The organism is Rhodococcus sp. MTM3W5.2 (genome assembly GCF_001984015.1).
Taxonomy (GTDB): domain Bacteria; phylum Actinomycetota; class Actinomycetes; order Mycobacteriales; family Mycobacteriaceae; genus Rhodococcus_G; species Rhodococcus_G oryzae.
The window spans coordinates 1,972,420-1,991,105 of the sequence record NZ_CP019572.1 but is presented as its reverse complement, the minus strand read 5'-3'; the positions used below and the strand labels follow the sequence as shown (position 1 = coordinate 1,991,105).

General features: G+C 70.2%; 17 protein-coding genes and 1 pseudogene. 6 read left to right on the top strand and 12 right to left on the bottom strand.

Annotation, left to right across the window (positions count from 1 at the left end; translation table 11 throughout):
* Positions 1 to 111: 111 nt before the first annotated feature.
* The 3 genes from BTZ20_RS09175 (at position 112) to BTZ20_RS09165 (ending at position 3,728) form a co-directional block, all read left to right on the top strand.
* A complete protein-coding gene (locus BTZ20_RS09175; RefSeq protein ID WP_077041147.1) occupies positions 112 to 1,500 on the top strand; it encodes an SLC13 family permease in 1,389 nt (462 codons plus the stop codon).
* Positions 1,501 to 1,639: 139 nt separating this feature from the next.
* Positions 1,640 to 2,287: an enoyl-CoA hydratase/isomerase family protein gene (locus BTZ20_RS09170; protein ID WP_262982563.1), complete on the top strand. Its 648-nt coding sequence runs from the start codon at positions 1,640 to 1,642 to the stop codon at positions 2,285 to 2,287.
* A 28-nt stretch (positions 2,288 to 2,315) separates the two neighbouring features.
* Positions 2,316 to 3,728, top strand: coding sequence for an acyl-CoA synthetase (locus tag BTZ20_RS09165; protein ID WP_077041146.1), 1,413 nt, complete (start codon positions 2,316 to 2,318; stop codon positions 3,726 to 3,728).
* Positions 3,729 to 3,750: 22 nt separating this feature from the next.
* Here BTZ20_RS09165 and BTZ20_RS09160 read toward each other — a convergent pair whose 3' ends face one another.
* Both BTZ20_RS09160 and BTZ20_RS29000 read right to left on the bottom strand, forming a co-directional pair.
* Positions 3,751 to 4,599 carry a MerR family transcriptional regulator gene (locus tag BTZ20_RS09160; RefSeq protein WP_262982562.1) on the bottom strand — a complete coding sequence of 283 codons (849 nt, stop codon included), beginning with the start codon at positions 4,597 to 4,599 and terminating at the stop codon, positions 3,751 to 3,753.
* On the bottom strand, positions 4,599 to 4,691 hold the full coding sequence (locus tag BTZ20_RS29000; protein ID WP_262982561.1) for a MerR family DNA-binding transcriptional regulator: 93 nt from the start codon (positions 4,689 to 4,691) through the stop codon (positions 4,599 to 4,601). The genes BTZ20_RS09160 and BTZ20_RS29000 overlap by 1 nt, the downstream gene beginning before the upstream one ends.
* Before the next feature lie 139 nt (positions 4,692 to 4,830).
* Here BTZ20_RS29000 and BTZ20_RS09155 point away from each other — a divergent pair, with 139 nt between their 5' ends.
* Complete coding sequence (locus BTZ20_RS09155; protein WP_077041145.1) at positions 4,831 to 6,090, top strand: hypothetical protein; 1,260 nt, start codon at positions 4,831 to 4,833, stop codon at positions 6,088 to 6,090.
* A gap of 3 nt (positions 6,091 to 6,093) precedes the next feature.
* Here BTZ20_RS09155 and BTZ20_RS09150 read toward each other — a convergent pair whose 3' ends face one another.
* From BTZ20_RS09150 to BTZ20_RS09115, 8 genes are all read right to left on the bottom strand, one after another.
* Positions 6,094 to 6,648 (bottom strand): dihydrofolate reductase family protein, encoded by a 555-nt coding sequence (locus BTZ20_RS09150; RefSeq protein ID WP_077041144.1) that lies wholly within the window; start codon positions 6,646 to 6,648, stop codon positions 6,094 to 6,096.
* A gap of 21 nt (positions 6,649 to 6,669) precedes the next feature.
* A complete protein-coding gene (gene ligA, locus BTZ20_RS09145; protein WP_077041143.1) occupies positions 6,670 to 8,772 on the bottom strand; it encodes an NAD-dependent DNA ligase LigA in 2,103 nt (700 codons plus the stop codon).
* A gap of 69 nt (positions 8,773 to 8,841) precedes the next feature.
* Complete coding sequence (locus tag BTZ20_RS09140; RefSeq protein ID WP_077041142.1) at positions 8,842 to 9,864, bottom strand: methionine synthase; 1,023 nt, start codon at positions 9,862 to 9,864, stop codon at positions 8,842 to 8,844.
* Positions 9,861 to 10,949, bottom strand: coding sequence for a tRNA 2-thiouridine(34) synthase MnmA (gene mnmA, locus BTZ20_RS09135; RefSeq protein WP_077041141.1), 1,089 nt, complete (start codon positions 10,947 to 10,949; stop codon positions 9,861 to 9,863). Before mnmA ends, BTZ20_RS09140 begins: the two co-directional genes overlap by 4 nt.
* Positions 10,949 to 12,208, bottom strand: coding sequence for a cysteine desulfurase family protein (locus tag BTZ20_RS09130; protein ID WP_077041140.1), 1,260 nt, complete (start codon positions 12,206 to 12,208; stop codon positions 10,949 to 10,951). Before BTZ20_RS09130 ends, mnmA begins: the two co-directional genes overlap by 1 nt.
* 64 nt (positions 12,209 to 12,272) lie before the next feature.
* Positions 12,273 to 13,136 carry a lysophospholipid acyltransferase family protein gene (locus tag BTZ20_RS09125; RefSeq protein ID WP_077041139.1) on the bottom strand — a complete coding sequence of 288 codons (864 nt, stop codon included), beginning with the start codon at positions 13,134 to 13,136 and terminating at the stop codon, positions 12,273 to 12,275.
* A complete protein-coding gene (locus BTZ20_RS09120) occupies positions 13,133 to 13,948 on the bottom strand; it encodes a GNAT family N-acetyltransferase (RefSeq protein ID WP_077041138.1) in 816 nt (271 codons plus the stop codon). The genes BTZ20_RS09125 and BTZ20_RS09120 overlap by 4 nt, the downstream gene beginning before the upstream one ends.
* Before the next feature lie 106 nt (positions 13,949 to 14,054).
* The gene (locus BTZ20_RS09115; protein WP_077041137.1) at positions 14,055 to 14,645 is read right to left on the bottom strand and encodes a TetR/AcrR family transcriptional regulator; all 591 of its coding nucleotides are present in this window, start codon (positions 14,643 to 14,645) and stop codon (positions 14,055 to 14,057) included.
* Positions 14,646 to 14,770: 125 nt separating this feature from the next.
* Between BTZ20_RS09115 and BTZ20_RS09110 the strand changes: the two genes are divergently transcribed.
* Positions 14,771 to 15,679: a TIGR03564 family F420-dependent LLM class oxidoreductase gene (locus BTZ20_RS09110; protein ID WP_077041136.1), complete on the top strand. Its 909-nt coding sequence runs from the start codon at positions 14,771 to 14,773 to the stop codon at positions 15,677 to 15,679.
* Between the two features lie 105 nt (positions 15,680 to 15,784).
* Here the strand turns inward: BTZ20_RS09110 and BTZ20_RS09105 are convergent, their stop codons facing one another.
* Entirely contained in the window at positions 15,785 to 16,741 is a 957-nt protein-coding gene (locus tag BTZ20_RS09105) for an electron transfer flavoprotein subunit alpha/FixB family protein (protein WP_077041135.1), read from the bottom strand.
* A 44-nt stretch (positions 16,742 to 16,785) separates the two neighbouring features.
* Positions 16,786 to 17,585: pseudogene (locus BTZ20_RS09100) on the bottom strand (electron transfer flavoprotein subunit beta/FixA family protein).
* 274 nt (positions 17,586 to 17,859) lie between these two features.
* On the opposite strand from BTZ20_RS09100, the gene BTZ20_RS09095 reads away from it, so the two are divergent.
* Complete coding sequence (locus tag BTZ20_RS09095) at positions 17,860 to 18,669, top strand: class I SAM-dependent methyltransferase (protein WP_411269143.1); 810 nt, start codon at positions 17,860 to 17,862, stop codon at positions 18,667 to 18,669.
* Positions 18,670 to 18,686: the final 17 nt, after the last annotated feature.

The window sequence follows — 18,686 nt, the reverse complement described above, 5'->3', positions numbered from 1 at the left end:
CGGCCCGGTGTGAGCTAGCTTACACGGCATTGGTTCGCTAGATAGACCAGTGTGCCACACAGTGGACCGAATGGGAACACCCGCCCCCACACTCCTGGGAAAGGCAACCGCATGGCCCTACAGCTCACGGCGCTCGTCATCTTTGTCGGCGTCTTCTTGGTATCCACCCTCCGCAAGGTCCACATCGGGGTGCTCATGTTCGCCGCCGCGTGCGGCGTCGGACTCTGGTTGGCCGACATGCCCATCGACGACATCATCGAGGGGTTCCCGCTGAGCATCCTGGTGCTGCTCGTGGGCGTGACCTACTTCTTCGCGATCGCTCAGGCCAACGGCACCATCGACCGCATCATCGAGGTCGCGCTCGCCAAGGTCGGCGACAACGCAGCCGTGCTCCCCTTCGTCTTCTTTGCACTGACGGCAGGGATCTCCGCGATGGGCTCACCGCTGGGCGGCCTGGTGATGGCCCCGATCGGCATGCCGATCGCCAGGAAGTACGGCATGGACCCGATGCTCATGGGACTGGCGATCGGGACCGGCCTGAGCGCGGGCGCCTTCGCCCCGACCAGCCTCTTCGGGATCGTCAGCTACGGCACGGCACACGAGGCCGGGATCGAACTGAGCCCGCTCACCCTGTTCGCGGTTGCCCTCGTGGTCAACCTGGTGTTGCTGATGGCCGCGTTCGTCATGTTCGGCGGGTCCAGGTTGCGGCAACGTCACCTCGCATTTGCCACCGAGATCGGTTCGAGAACACCGTCTTTCGTCACCAGCATCGCCGCAGGCGCGGGAACGGCCCAGTACGAGGGCGACGTCACGCACCGCATCGCCGGCAGCCGTCGGGACGACGGACCGGGGCACCAGCACGAAACGCTCGCCGAACGGGAGCCGTTCACGGGTATCCAGATCGCCACGGTGATCTGCATGGCCGGGTTGGTCCTCGCCGTCATCGGGATCTCTCTCGCCGGCCAGGACCCGGACATCGGGGTGCTGGGTTTCGCCTTCGGGGCGGTGCTGACGCTGATCGACCCGAAATCCGGCAACAGCGCCGTCGCGAAGATCGACTGGTCGACGGTCCTGCTGGTGGGCGGCATCATCACCTATGTCGGTGTCCTGCAGCACATGGGCGCCGTCGACCTGCTCGGGGAAACGGCGGGCAAGGTGGGCGTCCCGATCGTCGCGGCACTGATCATCTGCCTCCTCGGTGGCCTCATCTCAGCCTTCGCGTCGACCACGGGCATGCTTGCCGCCCTCGTACCGCTGGCGCTGCCGCTGGTCGCGACGGGTGACATCCCGGGCTGGGCACTGATCTGCGCGCTTGCCGTCTGCTCCTCCATCGTCGACGTCTCGCCGTTCTCGACCGTGGGAGCGACCCTCGTCGCCTCCGTCGCCGAGGACCAGCGGGCCCGAATGACCAGCCTGCTGACCCGATGGGGGATGTCGATGGTCGTCATCGGCCCGGTTGCGCTCGTCGGCACCCTGGTCCTGCCTGCGATGGTGCTGTGACCGAGGTGACCGTCGTGGTGGACGCCCGCGTCGCCACCATCACGATGGACAACGCATCCAGGATGAACGCCCTGACACGCCCCTGCTCGACGCCCTCGGACGCCGGATCGACGCGATCGGCAGACACGACGGCGTCGCCGTGGTCGTCCTCACGGGCGCCGGTGACAATTTCTCTGCCGGGCTGGATGTTTCGGAGATGACCACCGAGACCTCTCCGCACGTGCTCGACGAATTCGTCCGGGTCGAGGAAGCACTGGCGCGATGTCCCAAGCCGACCGTCGCCGCCATTCGAGGACACTGCATCGGCGGCGGCGCTCAGCTTGCGATCGCATGTGACCTGCGGATCGCAGCGGAGGGAGCGCAATTCGCGATCACCCCGGCGAAACTCGGACTGATCTATCCCGCCCCGTCCGTCGAACGCCTCGTGCGGACCGTCGGACCGGCCGCGACGAAGCGACTCCTGCTCACCTCCGACACCATCGACACGGCCACCGCACTGCGCTTCGGCCTCGTCACCGATGTCGTGGCGGCCACGGACTTCGATGCCGCGATCCGGCGCATCGCGGCGACGATCGCGTCCAGGGCGCCCGCCACCGTGGCGGCCGCGAAGCAGATGGTCGACGACACCGCCACCCGGGGAGGTGTTTCCGACGAGCTGTCCTGCCGGTGGACGACCCGCCCGAATCCGGACCTCGCCATCGGTCTCGCCGCCTTCGCCGATCGACGAACACCCGACTTCGCCGGCCCGGGCGCAGCGCCGTCGGCACCCGACTCGCGTCGGGTCTGAAGAACCACCCCACCGAAAGGACTCACCAGTGCTTCTCTCGTCTTTGGATCCGTCTGGCCACCAGGCGGTGGACCTCGCCGATGCGATCACGCTCGGGGACACGAGCATGTCGCGGTCCGAACTGTTCTCCGCCGCAAGCGGCCTGGCGGCGGCGCTCCCCGACGCCGGTCCGGTGGCCGTCTGCGCGGAACCCACCCTCGAGACGATCATCGCCGTGACGGGGTGCCTGCTGGCCGGCGTGCCCGTGGTGCCCGTCCCGCCCGACTCGGGTCCGGCGGAACTCCGGCACATCATCGCGGATTCCGGTGCCACGCAATGGATCGGGCCCACGCAGATCGACAGCGGACTCCCGACCATCCCGGTGGACAGCAGGATTCGTGCGAGCAGACCACTCGGGCGGCCGTCGATGGACGAGCTGGCCATGATCCTCTACACCTCCGGGACCACCGGTGCGCCGAAGGGCGTCCTGTTGACCCACCGCGCCCTCGCCGCCGGCATCGATGCCCTCGCCGACGCATGGCAGTGGACCGCCGACGACACCGTGGTGCACGGACTACCCCTGTTCCACATGCACGGCCTCGTGCTCGGCGTGCTCGCGTCCCTGCGGATCGGTTCGCGCGTCAACCACACGGTGCGGCCGAAACCGGCCGCCTACGCGGCCGCGCCGGGGACCATGTACTTCGGTGTGCCCACGGTGTGGTCGCGGATCACCGAGGACGAACAGTCCGCGCGGGCGCTGCGCGGGGCCCGACTCCTGGTGTCGGGAAGCGCCGCGCTCGCGGTCCCGGTTTTCGAACGAATCACCCAGCTCACCGGCCTCGCACCGATCGAGCGGTACGGGATGAGCGAGACCATGATCACCCTGAGCACCCGACCGGACGGCGAACGCAGGCCGGGCTGGGTGGGGCAACCGGTTCGCGGTGTCGAGACCCGCCTGCGCACCGAGGACGGCCGGATCGTGGAGCACGACGGATCGAGCATCGGACGACTCGAGGTCCGGGGACCGATGCTGTTCGACGGCTATCTGAACCGGCCCGAGGCCACGGCCGCCTCGTGGACGGACGACGGCTGGTTCGTCACCGGTGACGTCGCCACCTGCGATCCGGCCGGATTCCATCGGATCGTCGGCCGCGAGTCGACGGATCTGATCAAGTCGGGCGGATATCGCATCGGTGCGGGCGAGGTCGAGGCGGCGCTGCTCGCGCACCCCTCGGTCGCGGAGGTCGCGGTGGTCGGGGTGCCCGACAGCGATCTCGGTCAGCGGGTGGTCGCGTTCGTGGTCACCTCCGAGACGAGCGCCGGGTCCTCGCTGGGTGAGCGCCTGATCGACTATGTGGCGGGCGACCTCTCCCGGCACAAGCGGCCACGCGAGGTGCGCTTCGTCGACGCCCTGCCGCGGAACGCGATGGGAAAGGTGCAGAAGGCGGCGCTCGCCCGGTAGCGGTGTCGATGCGCCCGGCTCCCTACCCCGGCAGCCGGGCGCGCAGGGCCCGCACGAACCAGTCGAGCGCGGCCGCCGAACTGTCCGGCGCCGCCCATCCGTTGACCACGGCGAGCAGTCGCAGGTAGCGCTCCCGGCGCGGGTCGTTCGCGGCCTCCAGCCGCGACAGCAGCCGCCGCCGAAGCGCGACGTCGTCGTCGGAACTGCCGCGCAGCCGGGCGTATTCCGCTGTCACCTCCGCCACCACCCGGTCGGCCGCGGGCGAGTCCGGGTCGATGCCGGTGGCCAGCATCGGCTCGGCGTGGTCACGGACGACCGCGACGATCTCGCGGCGCACGCCCGCGCAGCCGTCGTTCGCGCGGTCGTCTGCATGGCCGCTCGCCACCTCCCGCATGACGTCGCGAAAGTCCGGATCCCATGACAGCTCGGCCAGTTCCACCCACGCCTCGACCTGTTCGGCCTCGGGATCGTCGGGCAGTTCGGGGGTCATCGAGCGCATCATCCCCTCGAACGCGGGATCACCGTCCAGCCCACCGAAGGCGTGGTCGAGGAAATCGCCTATCAGGCTTCGCCGTTCGGTCTCGGACAGCTTGGCCAGCTTGTGCACGAGCCTCATCTCCTCCGGGCCGGAGCCGCGCTTGGCCACCACCGACAACACCGTCCGCCGCAGGCGCAGTGTCCGGATCTGCGCCGCCAGTGCCTCCGCGTGCGCCGCCGCGACCTCGGGCAGGGAGGTCTGGCGGTCCACGACGCCCTTGATCGTGGCCAGGTCCAGTCCCAGCTCGCGCAGCGTCCGCACGAGGTCCAGCCGCGCGACCGAGTCGACGTCATAGAGCCGGTAGCCGGCCGGGCTTCGGCCGGTCGCGGGCACTATCCCCGATCCGCATAGAACCGAATGACCTTGACCGTCAGTCCGGTTCGCCTGGCCAGGTCACCGATCGAGTAGAGCGCGTCGTCGTCCATGTCCCCACTCTCGCGTCTCCCCCTGCGGGAGACTCAAGTCCCGTGACGCGGTCAGCGCTCCGACCTGCGGAAACGAGCTCCGAAACCGTTGCGTCGATGCTAGCCTGGATGAACGCGGCGACCGGAAAGGCGCTTGTCGATGAATGGACACATTCGGAGATCGGCCACGGTGGCGCTGGCGCTGGCCGCCGCAGCGTTTGTTGTCGCGCCCCCGCAGGCACACGGCTTCGCCGAGGACATCTGCTACTCCGAGGGCGGCGCCCCGCCGCACAACTGCGCACCCTTGCCGCAGTCGTGTCCGCTGGACGATCCAAATGGGCCGATCTGCGGACTCGAGGCGTTCGCGCGCTACGGGTACACGTTGCGTCAGCCACTCGGCGGGCGCAGCCTCGTCCACGCCGACTCGACCTACATCATCGCCCGCACCGTCGGTTTCTCGGAGCGGGATGCGTTTTGGATCGCGGCGTACGACGAGGCCACAGACCTGGGCACCTTCGCGCCACGAGACGTGAACGGCCAACTCGTCCCCGACGCCGCGGCCTTGACCACCAAGGACATCGGCGGTCTCGTGCGGACGCATTTCGCCACCGGCGGCTTCCTCTTCCATTTCCTGCCGACGATGCGGGGACCGCTCGATCCCGAGCCCGACGGGATGCGACCCGACGTCGACGATCCCGCACACGAGGTCATGCTCACGCACGTGCGAGGGTGGGCCATGGCCGGGCCGGGCGGCAGCGCCCCGCTGTGCACGGGAGGCTTCACCGATCGCTCAGCCGACGGCGACTATGCCACGGGCGCAGCCTGTTACGCGGACCCGGAGCCTGCGCAGATCAACGGCGTGTACAGCGTGGAGACCCCGGTCGCGATCCCGTTCACCAATGTCACCGGTGAGCAGGTCATCTCCGACGGGGTGCCATCGTCGCAGTTCGACTCCTGGATCGGCGGCGACTCGTGGAATGCGAGGATCGGCATCTACATCCACGCCCTCGGTGATCGCATCTCGCACCATGCCTGCACCGATGCCGGCACGATCAGCTCGCCGTCGCCGGACCGGCAGGAGTTCCGCATCGACCTGAACAAACCCACCTGTGACCAGGGCCCGCACGCGGTCCGCCACGAGTACGAGACCGGGGTGGATTTCGCCGGGCTCGAGTCGGAGGACCAGACCACGGAAGCGGCGCTGTCGATGGTCTACGACGAGCTCGTCGAATTCGCACGAATCCGCGGAACGCTCGATGCCCAGGCCACCATGCCTACGACCAAGAGCGCGCTCCTGCAGGGCGGGCTGCTGCCTGCGCTTGAGGTCAGGTATCCGGTCGAGCGGATGGACGCCGTCACCGAAGTCGGTTGCCGGTTCGGCGTGCCTGCATTTCCCGGAAGCCCCGCCTGTCGGGGGTGATCGCTACCGCGTTCGGTAGTGCAGGAACACCGTCCCGCCCTCGAACCGACGCTCGTCGACGAGCCGCAGGTCCAGCCGAACGTCCGCGGGCAGCGCCGGGGTGCCGCCGCCCACCACGGCGGGGACGAGATACAGCTGCCACTCGTCGACGAGTCCGGCCCGGATCGCGCAGGCAGCGAGTCCGGGGCCGCCGATCGAGAGGTCGCGCGGCGAGGACGCCTTCAATGCTCGGATCGCCGCGGGATCGAACTCCCGCTCGAGCCGGGTGCGGGAGGTCGACACCGCCTGCAGGGTCGTCGAGTACACGATCTTCTCGGCGGCCCGCCACAGCTCGGCGAAGTCATCCGCTGCAGCCGGGCCCGCGTCGCCGGCAACCGACTCCCAGCCGGCCATGACCTCGTACATACGACGCCCGTAGAGGTAGCTGCCGATCGGTCGCTCGCGGTCGTTGACGAAACCGTGCACCTCGTCGTCCGGCATGGCCCAGTCGAAATTGCCGTCGCGGTCCGCGACGTATCCGTCGAGCGAACAGATCGACGAGTAGATCAACGCGCCCATGTCGTCCTCCCGCTGTGCCTGCTATCCGGCGGTGTCGGCGTCGCCTTCCCCACCTGCCGGCGTCACCGCGTCCGGGCCGCCCTCGAGCAGCAGCCGGAACCCGTCCTCGTCGAGCACCGGCACCCCGAGCTCGATCGCCTTGTCGTGCTTGGAACCCGGCGCCTCGCCCACCACCACGAACGCGGTCTTCTTCGACACCGAACCGGCGGCCTTGCCGCCGCGGATCAGGATCGCCTCCTTGGCGCCGTCACGGGTGAACCCGACGAGCGAGCCGGTGACCACGATCGACAGGCCCTCGAGGTTGCGCTCGATCGACTCGTCGCGGGCGTCCTCCATCGACACCCCGGCCGCGCGCCACTTCGCGACGATCTCGCGATGCCAGTCCACCGCGAACCATTCGACGACCGCTGCGGCGATGGTGCCGCCGACGCCGTCCACGGCAGCCAGTTCCTCCACCGAGGCGTTCTCGATCCGCTCGAGGCTGCCGAATTCGGAGGCCAGCGCACGCGCCGCGGTGGGCCCGACATGCCGGATGGACAGCGCAACCAGCACCCGCCACAGCGGCTTGTCCTTGGCCGAGTGCAGGTTGTCGAGGAGCCTGCGCCCATTCGCCGACAGCGCGCCCGCCTTGGTGGTGAACAGCGAGGTCTTCATCAGGTCCTCGGCGGTGAGCGAGAACAGGTCGCCCTCGTCGACGATCACTCCCGACTTGAGCAGCTCGGTCGCCGCCTCGTACCCGAGCACCTCGATATCGAAGGCGCCACGCCCCGACACGTGAAAAACCCTCTCCCGCAACTGCGCCGGGCAGGACCGCTGGTTCGGGCACCGGATGTCCGCGTCGCCCTCCTTCGCGGGCGCCAGCTCGGTGCCGCACTCGGGGCAGTGTGTCGGCATCACGAACTCACTCTCGTCCCCGGTGCGCACGTCGACCACGGGGCCGAGCACCTCCGGGATCACCTCGCCCGCCTTCCGGATGACCACCATGTCGCCGATCAGCACGCCCTTGCGCTTGACCTCCGACCCGTTGTGCAGCGTCGCGAGCGAGACGGTCGATCCGGCCACCGTCACCGGCTCCATGTAGGCGAACGGGGTGACCCGGCCGGTGCGGCCGACGCTGACGCGGATGTCGAGCAACCGGGTGGTGGCCTCCTCCGGCGGGTACTTGTACGCGATGGCCCAGCGCGGGGCCCTGGAGGTGGAACCGAGCCGCCGGTGCAGCGCCATCTCGTCGACCTTGACCACCAGGCCGTCGATCTCGTGTTCCACGTCGTGGCGGTGCTCGTCCCAGTACGCGACCCTCGCCACGACCTCGTCGACGCCGCGGACGCGCGCGGTGTGCGTGGAGACGGGCAGCCCCCAGGCCGCCAGCGCGGTGTAGGCGTCGTGCTGGGACGCAGGTGCGAAGCCCTCGATCCGGCCGAGCCCGTGGCAGATCATGCCGAGCCGCCGCTTGGCCGTGACCGCCGGGTTCTTCTGCCGCAGCGACCCGGCCGCCGAGTTGCGGGGATTGGCGAACGGCGCCTTGCCCTCCGCGACCAGGGACGCGTTGAGGGCCTCGAAATCCTCGAGCCGGAAGAACACCTCGCCGCGGACCTCGAGCAGCGACGGGATCGGGAACTCGTCGCTCGGCGTCAACACGTGCGGGATCTCCTCGATCGTGCGCGCGTTGAGCGTGACGTCCTCGCCGGTGCGGCCGTCTCCGCGGGTGGCGCCGCGCACCAGCCTTCCGTTCTCGTAGACCAGGTTCAGCGCGACACCGTCGATCTTCACCTCGCACAGGTAGTGCAGGTCGGAGCCCGCATCGGCTTCCACCCGTCGCACCCAGGTGCGCAGTTCCTCCTCGTCGAAGACGTTGTCCAGACTCAGCATTCGCTCGAGGTGGTCCACCGCGGTGAACTCGGTGGCGAACCCGCCGCCGACGAGCTGGGTGGGCGAGTCCGGGGTGCGCAGGTCGGGGCGCGCCTCCTCGAGCGCGATCAGCCGGTTCAGCAGGGCGTCGAACTCACCGTCGGAGATGATCGGCGAGTCCCGCACGTAGTAGCGGAACTGATGCTCGCGCACCTCCTCCGCGAGCCGCTGCCATTCTTCGCGTTCGTCGGAGGTCGCTGCCACGTTCTCGGTCACGCCAGAAAGGCTATCGCAGGACCCCGACGCGTCCGCCGACCCGAAACTCAGGTCCGATCGAATTGCGGGCTAGTCGAACTCGGCGCCGTCCGCGAACGCCCTCGTCACCTCGGCGGCGCGACGCAGCGCGGTCCGCGCCCACTCCGGGCTCGCGCCCGCGAGACCGCATCGAGGCGTCACCGTCACCTGCGAGGCGAGCACAGACCGCGGGAACCCCAGCCGGTCGACGAGTGTCACCGCGGGCAGGGCGAGCTCGCGCCAGCCCGGCGCCGGCTCGGCGCCAAGGGTCGGCACCAGCCCCAGGGCCAGCGCGATGCCGTCCTCGAGCAGTTCGCCGACACCGTCGAGGTCCGCGACCGTCAGCTCGCTCAGGTCCAGTCCGATCATCGCGGCGCCGCTGCGACGCAGCAGCCCCAGCGGCAGACCGGCGGCGCAGGAGTGCACCAGCACCGGCGACTCCAGCCGGCCGATCACCGACGACAGGACGGCGAGCGCCTCCGGTTCGGGCATCGCGCGGGGGGTCTGCAGGATCGAGACGCCTGCCAGCGAACCGGCCAGCACCGCGGGCAGTCCGGGCTCGTCGAGCTGCACCACGACAGGCGAGCCGAGCCTGCGAGCCACCTCGGCGACGTGCACGCGCAGCCCCTCGGCCAGTGATTCCGCGAGGTCGCGCAGCGCGCCCGCGTCGGTGAGCACGCGGTGCCCGCCGGAGAGCTCGACCTGCGCGGCCAGCGTCAGCGGCCCGACGGACTGGATCTTCACCGGCTGATCGGTGCCCCTGCGCCCGACGACCTCCCAGGCCTCCTCGAGCGCGTCCAGGTCACGCCGGAGCAGGTCGCGGGCCCGGCGTGTGACCGCACCCGGACGCTGCGCGAGCCGGTAGGCGGTGGTGGAGGTGTCCAGCGGCAGGTCGATCAGCAGCGCGGCAGCGCGGCCGATCATGTCTGCGCCGACGCCGCGGTCGGGCAGTTCGACCAGGTGCGGCAGCGCGGGCAGCTCGCCAACCACGATGGCGGCGGCCTCCCGCGGATCGATACCGGGCCAGGAACCGACGCCGGTCGCGACACCGACCGGGATGGACGGTGCCGTCACCGACGGTCCGCGCCGGTGCCGACGATGGTGCCGCTACCGAGGACCTCGTCGCCCGCGGGGTCCGGCCGGTACAGCACGACGGCCTGTCCCCTTGCCACGCCGGTCAGCGGCTCGCGCAGCTGCACGTCCAGACCGCCGTCGACGGGCACGACCACGGCCTCGGCCAGTCCGCCGTGCGCCCTGACCTGCACCACGCACTCGATCGCTCCCTGCGGCGCCGCGCCGGAGGTCCAGATCGCGCGCTCCGCCGCGATCGACCAGACCTGCAGGCGCTCGGCCGAGCCGACGGTGACGGTGCCGGTCTCGGGTTCGATGGCGGTGACGTAGCGCGGCTTGCCGTCGGCAGCCGGGCCCTGCACGCCCAGTCCCTTGCGCTGGCCGATGGTGAAGCCGTGCACGCCCTCGTGATCGGCGAGCACCTCACCGGAGTCCGCGTCGACGACCTTGCCGGGCCGGACCCCGATCTTGGCACCGAGGAAGGCCCGGGTGTCCCCGGACGGGATGAAGCAGATGTCGTGGCTGTCGGGCTTGTCCGCGACCGCGAGCCCGCGCTCGGCGGCCTCGGCCCGGATCTGCGGCTTCGGGGTGTCGCCGACGGGGAACATCGCCCGGGAGAGCTGCTCGGCGGTGAGTACGCCGAGGACATAGGACTGGTCCTTGTCCGCGTCGACCGCCCGTCGCAGCACGCCGTCCTCCAGGCGCGCATAGTGACCCGTCGCGACCGCATCGAAACCGAGCGCGATCGCGCGGTCCGCGAGGGCGGCGAACTTGATCTTCTCGTTGCAACGCAGGCAGGGGTTCGGCGTCTCCCCTGCGGCATAGGACTCGATGAAGTCCTCGATCACGTCTTCCTTGAAGCGGTCCGCGAAATCCCAGACATAGAAGGGGATCCCGAGGATGTCGGCGGCGCGGCGCGCGTCCCCGGCGTCCTCCTTGGAGCAGCAGCCACGCGAACCGGTGCGCAGGGTCCCCGGCGCGGTGGACAGCGCCAGGTGCACGCCCACCACCTCGTGTCCTGCGGCCACCGCACGCGCCGCCGCCACCGCGGAGTCCACTCCGCCGCTCATCGCCGCCAGTACCCGCATCAGCGTGCCCCTCCCCTGGCCCCGGCGCCCGCAAGGCCTGCCATCCTGGCCCGCTCGACCACCTGCGGCAGCGCCGCGATCAACGCATCGACATCGGAATCGGTCGAGGTGTGTCCCAACGAGAACCGCAGTGACCCGCGCGCGATGGTCGGGTCGACGCCCATCGCGATGAGCACGTGACTGGCGCTGGCGACCCCGGCAGTGCACGCCGACCCGGTCGAGCACTCGATCCCCGCCGCGTCGAGCAGCATCAGCAGCGAATCACCCTCGCAGCCGGGAAAGGTGAAGTGCGCGTTGCCGGGCAGTCGCTGATCGCCCACCGGCCCGTTCAGCACCGCGGATGGCACAGCCGCGCTCACCCCGGCGATCAGCCGCTCGCGCAGCCTGACCAGCTCGGCGGAGCGGGAATCCATGTCCGACACGGTCTTCCGCAGGGCGGTGGCCATCGACACCACCGCGGCGGTGTCCAGGGTGCCCGCCCGAAGGTCGCGCTCGTGGCCGCCGCCGTGCAGCAGCGGCACGCACGGCACCTGGCGGCCGAGCAGCAGCGCTCCTGCGCCCTGCGGCCCGCCGAACTTGTGTGCGGCGATGCTCAGGGCGGAGAGCCCGCTGGCCGCGAAGTCCACCGGCAGCTGCGCCACGGCCTGCACCGCGTCGCTGTGGATCGGGACCCCGAACTCGGTGGCGACGGCGGCGAGTGCGGCGATCGACATGATCGAACCGACCTCGTTGTTCGCCCACATGACGGTGACGAGCGCGACCTCGTCGGCGACGGCGGCCAGCTCGACGCGCAACGCATCGGGGTCGATGCGGCCATGCCGGTCCACCGGCAGCCACGTCACCTCGGCGCCCTCGTGTTCCACCAGCCACTCGACCGCGTCGAGCACGGCGTGGTGCTCGACGGCGCCGGCGATGATCCTGCGGCGGCTCGGGTCGGCGTCGCGGCGGGCCCAGTAGATGCCCTTGACTGCCAGGTTGTCGCTCTCGGTTCCCCCGGAGGTGAAGATGACCTCCGACGGCCGCGCGCCCAGGTCGGCCGCGATGGACTCCCGCGCCTCCTCCACCCGGCGGCGGGCCGCGCGGCCCGAGCCGTGCAGCGAGGACGCGTTGCCGACCGTGGCGAGCACCGCGGTCATCGACTCGATGGCCTCGGGCAGCATCGGTGTCGTCGCGGCGTGATCGAGGTAGACCTGGGATGGCGCGCTGGACCGCAGGGTGGCATCACTGCGGTTGGAGGCGCTCGGGTGGGGCGTTGTCATGACCTGACCAGGATAGCCCGTCCCCCTGGGGCCGCTGCGACCGCGACTGTGCTGGTAGGCGCGCTCACGCCGCTGTGGTCTGACGCTCCTCCATGCCGTCGAGGATGTCCTGCACGGTCAGGTCCGCGCCGAGGATCTCGCGAGCCGCCCGCTCGCAGCGCCGCGCCAGCTCCCTGCGGTCGGCGCCCGGCTCCTCCAGGGGCGCGAGCAGCACCTCCACGTCGAGCCTGCGCAGCCCGACCGTCCGTCGCAGCGACGCGGCCAGCGTCTGGTCCCCGACGAAGCAGGCCGTGGTGTCCAGCCGTCCGTCCGGCGTGCAGTACCTGATCCCGACGGGCTGCACCAGCGCGCCTGCCTGGACCGCGGACTGGAACAGGGCTGGACGGAAGCTGCCGTAGGCCCGCCCGCACCAGGTGGTGCCCTCCGGGAAGGCCACCACCCGCCCACCTGCCCGCAGCCGCTCCGCCGCCTCGTCGACCGCGCCGGGCAGCTCGGACAGCCGCGCCCGGTCGATCGGGATAATCCGCATCCGCCGCGCCAGGGTCCCGAGCAGCGGCCAGTCCAGCAGGTCCGCCCTGGCCACGAAGTCGGCGGGCCCGAGCGCGCAGAGCACGAGCACATCGGCCCAGGAGACGTGCCCGGCCACCACCAGCACGCCCCGTTCCCCCGGATCGAGGTCGAGGCCGCGCTCATCGCGGACGCGCAGCCGCACTCCCAGCCCGCGCAGCGCGGCCCGCGAATAGCCGCGCTGCAGCGAGCGGCGCCAGGATCCCGGCAGGACCCCACCCGCCAGCAGGACGGGAAGCGAGAGCAGCATCGCCGCGAGCATCGCGCAGCGCGCGGCCACCCGGGCCAGGCTGGCCCGCTCCGCCGCGGTGGGCAGGCAGCCGTCGCCGCAGGGGCTCGAGGGCATCCAGTCGTGCGTCATCGGACGATCATCGGGACGGCGGCGGCGGCCGACCGCAGCCGGCTCAGGTAGCGCTCGTCGGCCTCTGCCATGCCTAGCAGGGCCACGAAGTCGGCGACACCGAAGTCGGGGTCGTGGGCGGGCTCGCCGCAGATCGAGGCGCCAAGGCGCAGGTACCCGCGCAGCAGCGGGGGCAGCACCGTGCGAGCGGGGGCCGTGATCTCGTCCAGGCCGGGCACCGGCCGCAGCGGGTGCACGCGGAGGTCCTTGGCGGTGGCGTGGGCGTCGAGCAGTCGGTCGCGGACCCCGCGCACGTTCGCGCCAGGCAGGTCACTCGGCCGCGCCTGCATCGGCACCGACACGCATCCCATGGCCCAGCGGTAGCCGGTGAGCTCCAGGTAGTTGAGGATGCCCGCCCACATCAGGCCCAGCACCGAACCGGAGCGGTGATCGGGGTGCACGCAGGCTCGGCCCATCTCGACGAGCTGTGGGCGGAGCGGGTCGAGCGCGGAGAGGTCGAACTCGGTGGCGGTGTAGAGCCCGCCCGCGGCGATCGCGGCGTCCGGGGTCAGCATCCGGTAGCAGCCGACGACCTCGTCGGCCAGCTCGTCGCGCACCAGCAGGTGATCGCAATACTCGTCGAAGTGGTCGGCGTCGAGACCGTCGGAGATGCCGCGGACCGCGCCTTCGAAGCCCGGTTCGGCCGCGAACACCCGGTATCGCAGCCGCTGCGCTGCGATCCGGTGCTCGCGGTCCGAGGACAGCAGCAGGGTGTATCTGGGGACGGTGGTGACGCTCGGGAAATCGTTGATGAGGACCGGCGTTGTCGTCATGCCCGAAGGGTCACCGAGCCGGGCGGCCTCCCGGCATCAGGTCGGTGTCGTGTCGATGCAGCTTCGGTGAACACGGTCCCGGGCCCACCGCGGCAGGCACTCTGCGTCAGGAGCGGGTGATGGCAAGTGCGAGGAGCCGGTCCAGGAGCCCGACGTCCTCGGGCGCCTGCTCGCTGGCCCAGGCGATCGCCGTGGCAAGTTTCAACAGGTCGACGACATCGGTCTGCTCGGCAATGCCGCCGTGCTCTTTGGCCCTTGTGAGCAGCTCCGACCCGACGGCGGTGATCGCGTCGTGACAGCCGGCCAGAGCGGTGCCGTGCCCGGTCCCGAGGTCAGCGGCCATCTGGGTTGCCACGAGTCCGTTCATGGCGGTGGCGTGCAGCGCGACGGCCCGCAGCCAGATGCGGAGCGCCTCATCCGGCGAGCGGTGGGTCAGGAGGTCGCGGCCGGTGGCGCAGAGCACGTCGACGTCGTCGCCGATGATCGCGACGAGAAGATCCTGCAGGGTCGGAAAGTGACGGTAGAGCGTGCCCGGCCCGACATTGGCGCGTCGGGCGATCTCGTTGAGAGACGAGGCCGTCCCGCGTTCGGCGAAGACTGCCTTCGCGGCCTTCAGAATGCGTTCGCGGTTGTCGCGGGCGTCGGAGCGCATCCGCCGCTGCGGCTGGCTTGTCGGGTCTGTCTGCGTCGAGGTCATACCGCACTTGCCTAATCGGAGAAGTTCTCCATATCCTACACAGACCCCAAGCGGAGAACCTCTCCGATAAAGCGGGGCGTCGGTCGATCGACCGGGACCCGAGTACGAGCGAGAGGCCAGTTCGGATGAAAATCGGAATCGCGATCGGAGACATCCGGGGCACGGCGCCGCTGGCCGAGGTCGTCGGCCAGGTGAGCACAGCCGCCGACGCAGGCTTCACCACAGCGTGGGCCGCGCAGGCATTCGGCATGGACGCGCTGACCACCCTCGCAGTCGCGGGCGGCTCGGTTCCGGGGATCGGGCTGGGGACCGCCGTCGTCCCCACGCCCCAGCGACACCCGCTGGTGTTGGCCAGCCACGCACTGACCGTTCAAGCCGCCACCGACAACAGGCTGACGCTGGGAATCGGCGCAGGCATTGCCACCATGGTTGACGGAATGTTCGGGCTGCCCCACGACCGCCCCGTCCATCGAATGCGCGAGTACCTCTCCGCGCTCGACCCCCTCCTGCACGGCGAGACCGTGAGCTATCAGGGCGAGACGACGCGCGCCGTCGGCGCCGTGACCGTGCCGGGCGCGCAGCCGCCCACCGTCCTCCTCGCCGCGATGGGCCCGGCGATGCTGCGGCTGGCGGGCGAGCTCACCGACGGCACCGTGACCTGGATGACCGGCCCCAACACACTGTGCGATCACATCGTCCCCACGGTCAGCGCCGCCGCGCGGACCGCGGGCCGATCGGCTCCGCGGGTGGTCGCCGGCCTGCCGGTGTGCGTGACCAATGACGAGTCCGCCGTGCGTGCGCGCATCGCGGCGGCGTTCGGCCTGGCCGGCCAGGTTCCCGAATACCGCGCGGTCCTCGATCGCGAAGGCGTCGCGGGGCCGCAAGACGTCGCCATCGTCGGAGACGAGGGCACCGTTCTCCGCGAAGTCCAGCGCCTCGCCGACGCCGGTGTCACCGAGTTCATGGCCGCCCCCTTCGGGACGAGCCAGGAGCAGCAGCGAACCATCGACCTCCTGGCCGGGTCGCAGCCATGATTCAGGAGCCCGCACTGGCCGCGCCGTAATCCGGGCGGGCGAGCTGGACGAACGACGGCGGCCCCGCTCCCAACAGGGAACGGGGCCGCCGACAGTGAAGCGAAATCAGCCCTTGTGAGCCTTGACCGCCTCGGTGAGCTGCGGTGCGACATTGAACAGGTCGCCGACGACGCCGTAGTCCGCGATCTCGAAGATCGGGGCCTCTTCGTCCTTGTTCACTGCGACGATGGTCTTCGACGTCTGCATGCCTGCGCGGTGCTGGATGGCGCCGGAGATGCCGAGCGCGATGTACAGCTGCGGGGAGACCGTCTTACCGGTCTGACCGACCTGGAACTGGCCCGGGTAGTAGCCCGAGTCCACGGCGGCACGCGAGGCACCGACCGCGGCGCCGAGCGAGTCGGCGAGCTCCTCGACCACGCTGAACTTGTCGGCGCTGCCGACGCCACGGCCACCGGAGACGACGACCGACGCCTCGGTGAGCTCGGGGCGGTCGCCGCCGACGATCGGGTTGCGCGAGGTCACCTTGACGGCGCTCTCGTCCTGAGCCGGCACCTCGACGGTGACCTGCTCGGCGGCACCGGCCTGCGGCTGGGCCTCGACGGCACCCGGGCGAACCGAGATGACCGGGACCTCGCCGTTGGCCTTGGCCTCGACGGTGAACGCGCCACCGAAGATCGAGTGCACGGCGCTGCCGTCGGCCTTGACCTCGATGACGTCGCTGAGCAGGCCGGAACCGATCCGAGCGGCCAGACGTCCGGAGACCTCTTTGCCCTCGGTGGTGGCGGCGGTGATCACGGCGGCCGGTCCTGCGGTCTCGACCAGGGCGGCGAGGACGTCGACCTTCGGGGTGATCAGGTAGCCGTCGATGTCATCGGACTCGGCGACGTAGATCTTCGCGGCGCCCGCGGCAGCCAGCGCCTCGGCGAGCTTGGCCGCGGTTCCGGCCGGGCCCGCGACGACCGCGGCCGGCTCACCGAGCGCGCGCGCTGCGGTGATGAGCTCGGTGCTGACCTTCTTGAGCGCACCCTCGGCGTGCTCGACGAGCACAAGTACTTCTGCCATTGCTGTCTTCTCCTACGTGTGGGTCTGCTGGTTGAGGGGCGCGATCAGATGATCTTCTGGCCGACGAGGTAAGCGGCGATCTTGCTGCCGCCATCGCCCTCGTCGGTGACGCGCTCACCAGCGGTACGCGGGGGCTTGGGGGTGGACGCGGTGACGGTGGTGCCCGCGTTCGCGACGCCAACGGTCTCCGGGTCGACGCCGAGGTCGGCGAGGGTGAGGACCGAGACTTCCTTCTTCTTCGCGGCCATGATGCCCTTGAAGGACGGGAAGCGCGGCTCGTTGATCTTCTCGGTGACCGAGACGATGGCGGGCAGCGAGGCCTCGAGGCCGAAGATGCCCTCGTCGGTCTCGCGCTCGCCGGTGACCTTGCCGTCGGCGACGGTGAGCTTGCGCAGCTGGGTGAGCTGCGGGATGCCGAGGTACTCGGCGATGATGGCCGGAACGGCGCCGACGCGGCCGTCGGTGGCCTCGTTGCCTGCGATGATCAGGTCGGCCGGCTCATCGTTCTCGAAGCCGATCTGGCCAAGCGCGGCGGCCAGGGTCCAGCCGGTCTGGATGGCGTCGGAGCCGTGCAGAGCCGGGTCGTTGATGTGAACGGCCTTGTCGGCACCCATGGACAGCGCCTTGCGGATGGCATCGGTGGCGCGGTCCGGGCCGGCGGACAGCACGGTCACCTCGCCCCCTGCGCCTCCTTGATGAGCAGGGCCTCCTCGACCGCGCGCTCGTTGATCTCGTCGAGCACGGCGTCCGCGGCCTCGCGGTCCAGCGTGAAGTCACCATCGGTGAGCTTGCGCTCGGACCAGGTGTCAGGAACCTGCTTGATCAAAACGACGATGTTCGTCATGGGTCTTCGTCGACCTCCTGTGTATTTCTGCCTGATGATCGAGAGCAGCTCCACGTCGAGGAGGAGCGCTCGCGTAACCGTCTCGTTCGCACGTCGGGTGTGCGTCAGATTACCCCATGTTAAGTTACCCGCTAGTAACTTGGGTGGGAAACCTCGTCCACCATAACGGCCAGGAGGATCATTCATGCCTGTGATGTGGACCACCCCGACCAGTTCTGACACCGAGGGCACTAACCTCCCAACGGTGAGCGATTCATCTGTCTCGACCCCGGCCATGTCCGTCGACGCCGAACACAACCCGACGGCTGCCGAGGCGACCCCGCAGCCGAGCGAAGCGACCCTGCCGCTGACCGGCGAGCGCACCGTCCCCGGCGTGCCCGAGGAGAACTACTGGTTCCGCCGTCACGAGGTGGTGTACCGACAGCTGCTCGAGCGCTGCGCCGGCCGCGTCGTCCTCGAGGCCGGGTCCGGAGAAGGCTACGGCGCCAACATGATTGCCGATGTCGCCGAGAAGGTCATCGGGCTCGACTACGACACCTCCGCCGTCGAGCACGTGCGGGCCCGCTACCCGCGCATCGACATGCGCCAGGGCAACCTCGCAGACCTCCCGCTGCCGGACGCCAGCGTCGGGATCGTGGTCAACTTCCAGGTGATCGAGCACCTGTGGGACCAGGCCCAGTTCCTGGCCGAGTGCTTCCGCGTGCTCACCCCCGGCGGCGAGCTGCTGATCAGCACGCCGAACCGGATCACCTTCTCCCCCGGCCGGGACACCCCGCTCAACCCGTTCCACACCCGCGAGCTCAACGCCGCCGAGATGACCGAGCTCCTCGAGGAGGCCGGCTTCGTCGTCGACCTGATGACCGGCGTGCACCACGGCCCCCGTCTGCGCGAGCTCGACGCGAAGCACGGCGGCTCGTTCATCGACGCCCAGATCGATCGCGCGCTGGCGGGCGAGCCGTGGCCTGCGGACCTCGTCGCAGACGTCGAGGCCATCACCGTGGACGACTTCGCGCTCACCGAGCCCGACATCGACGCCAGCCTGGACCTGGTCGCCATCGCACGGAAGCCAGCGGTGTCAGGGTGAGCCAACCGACCGGAGTT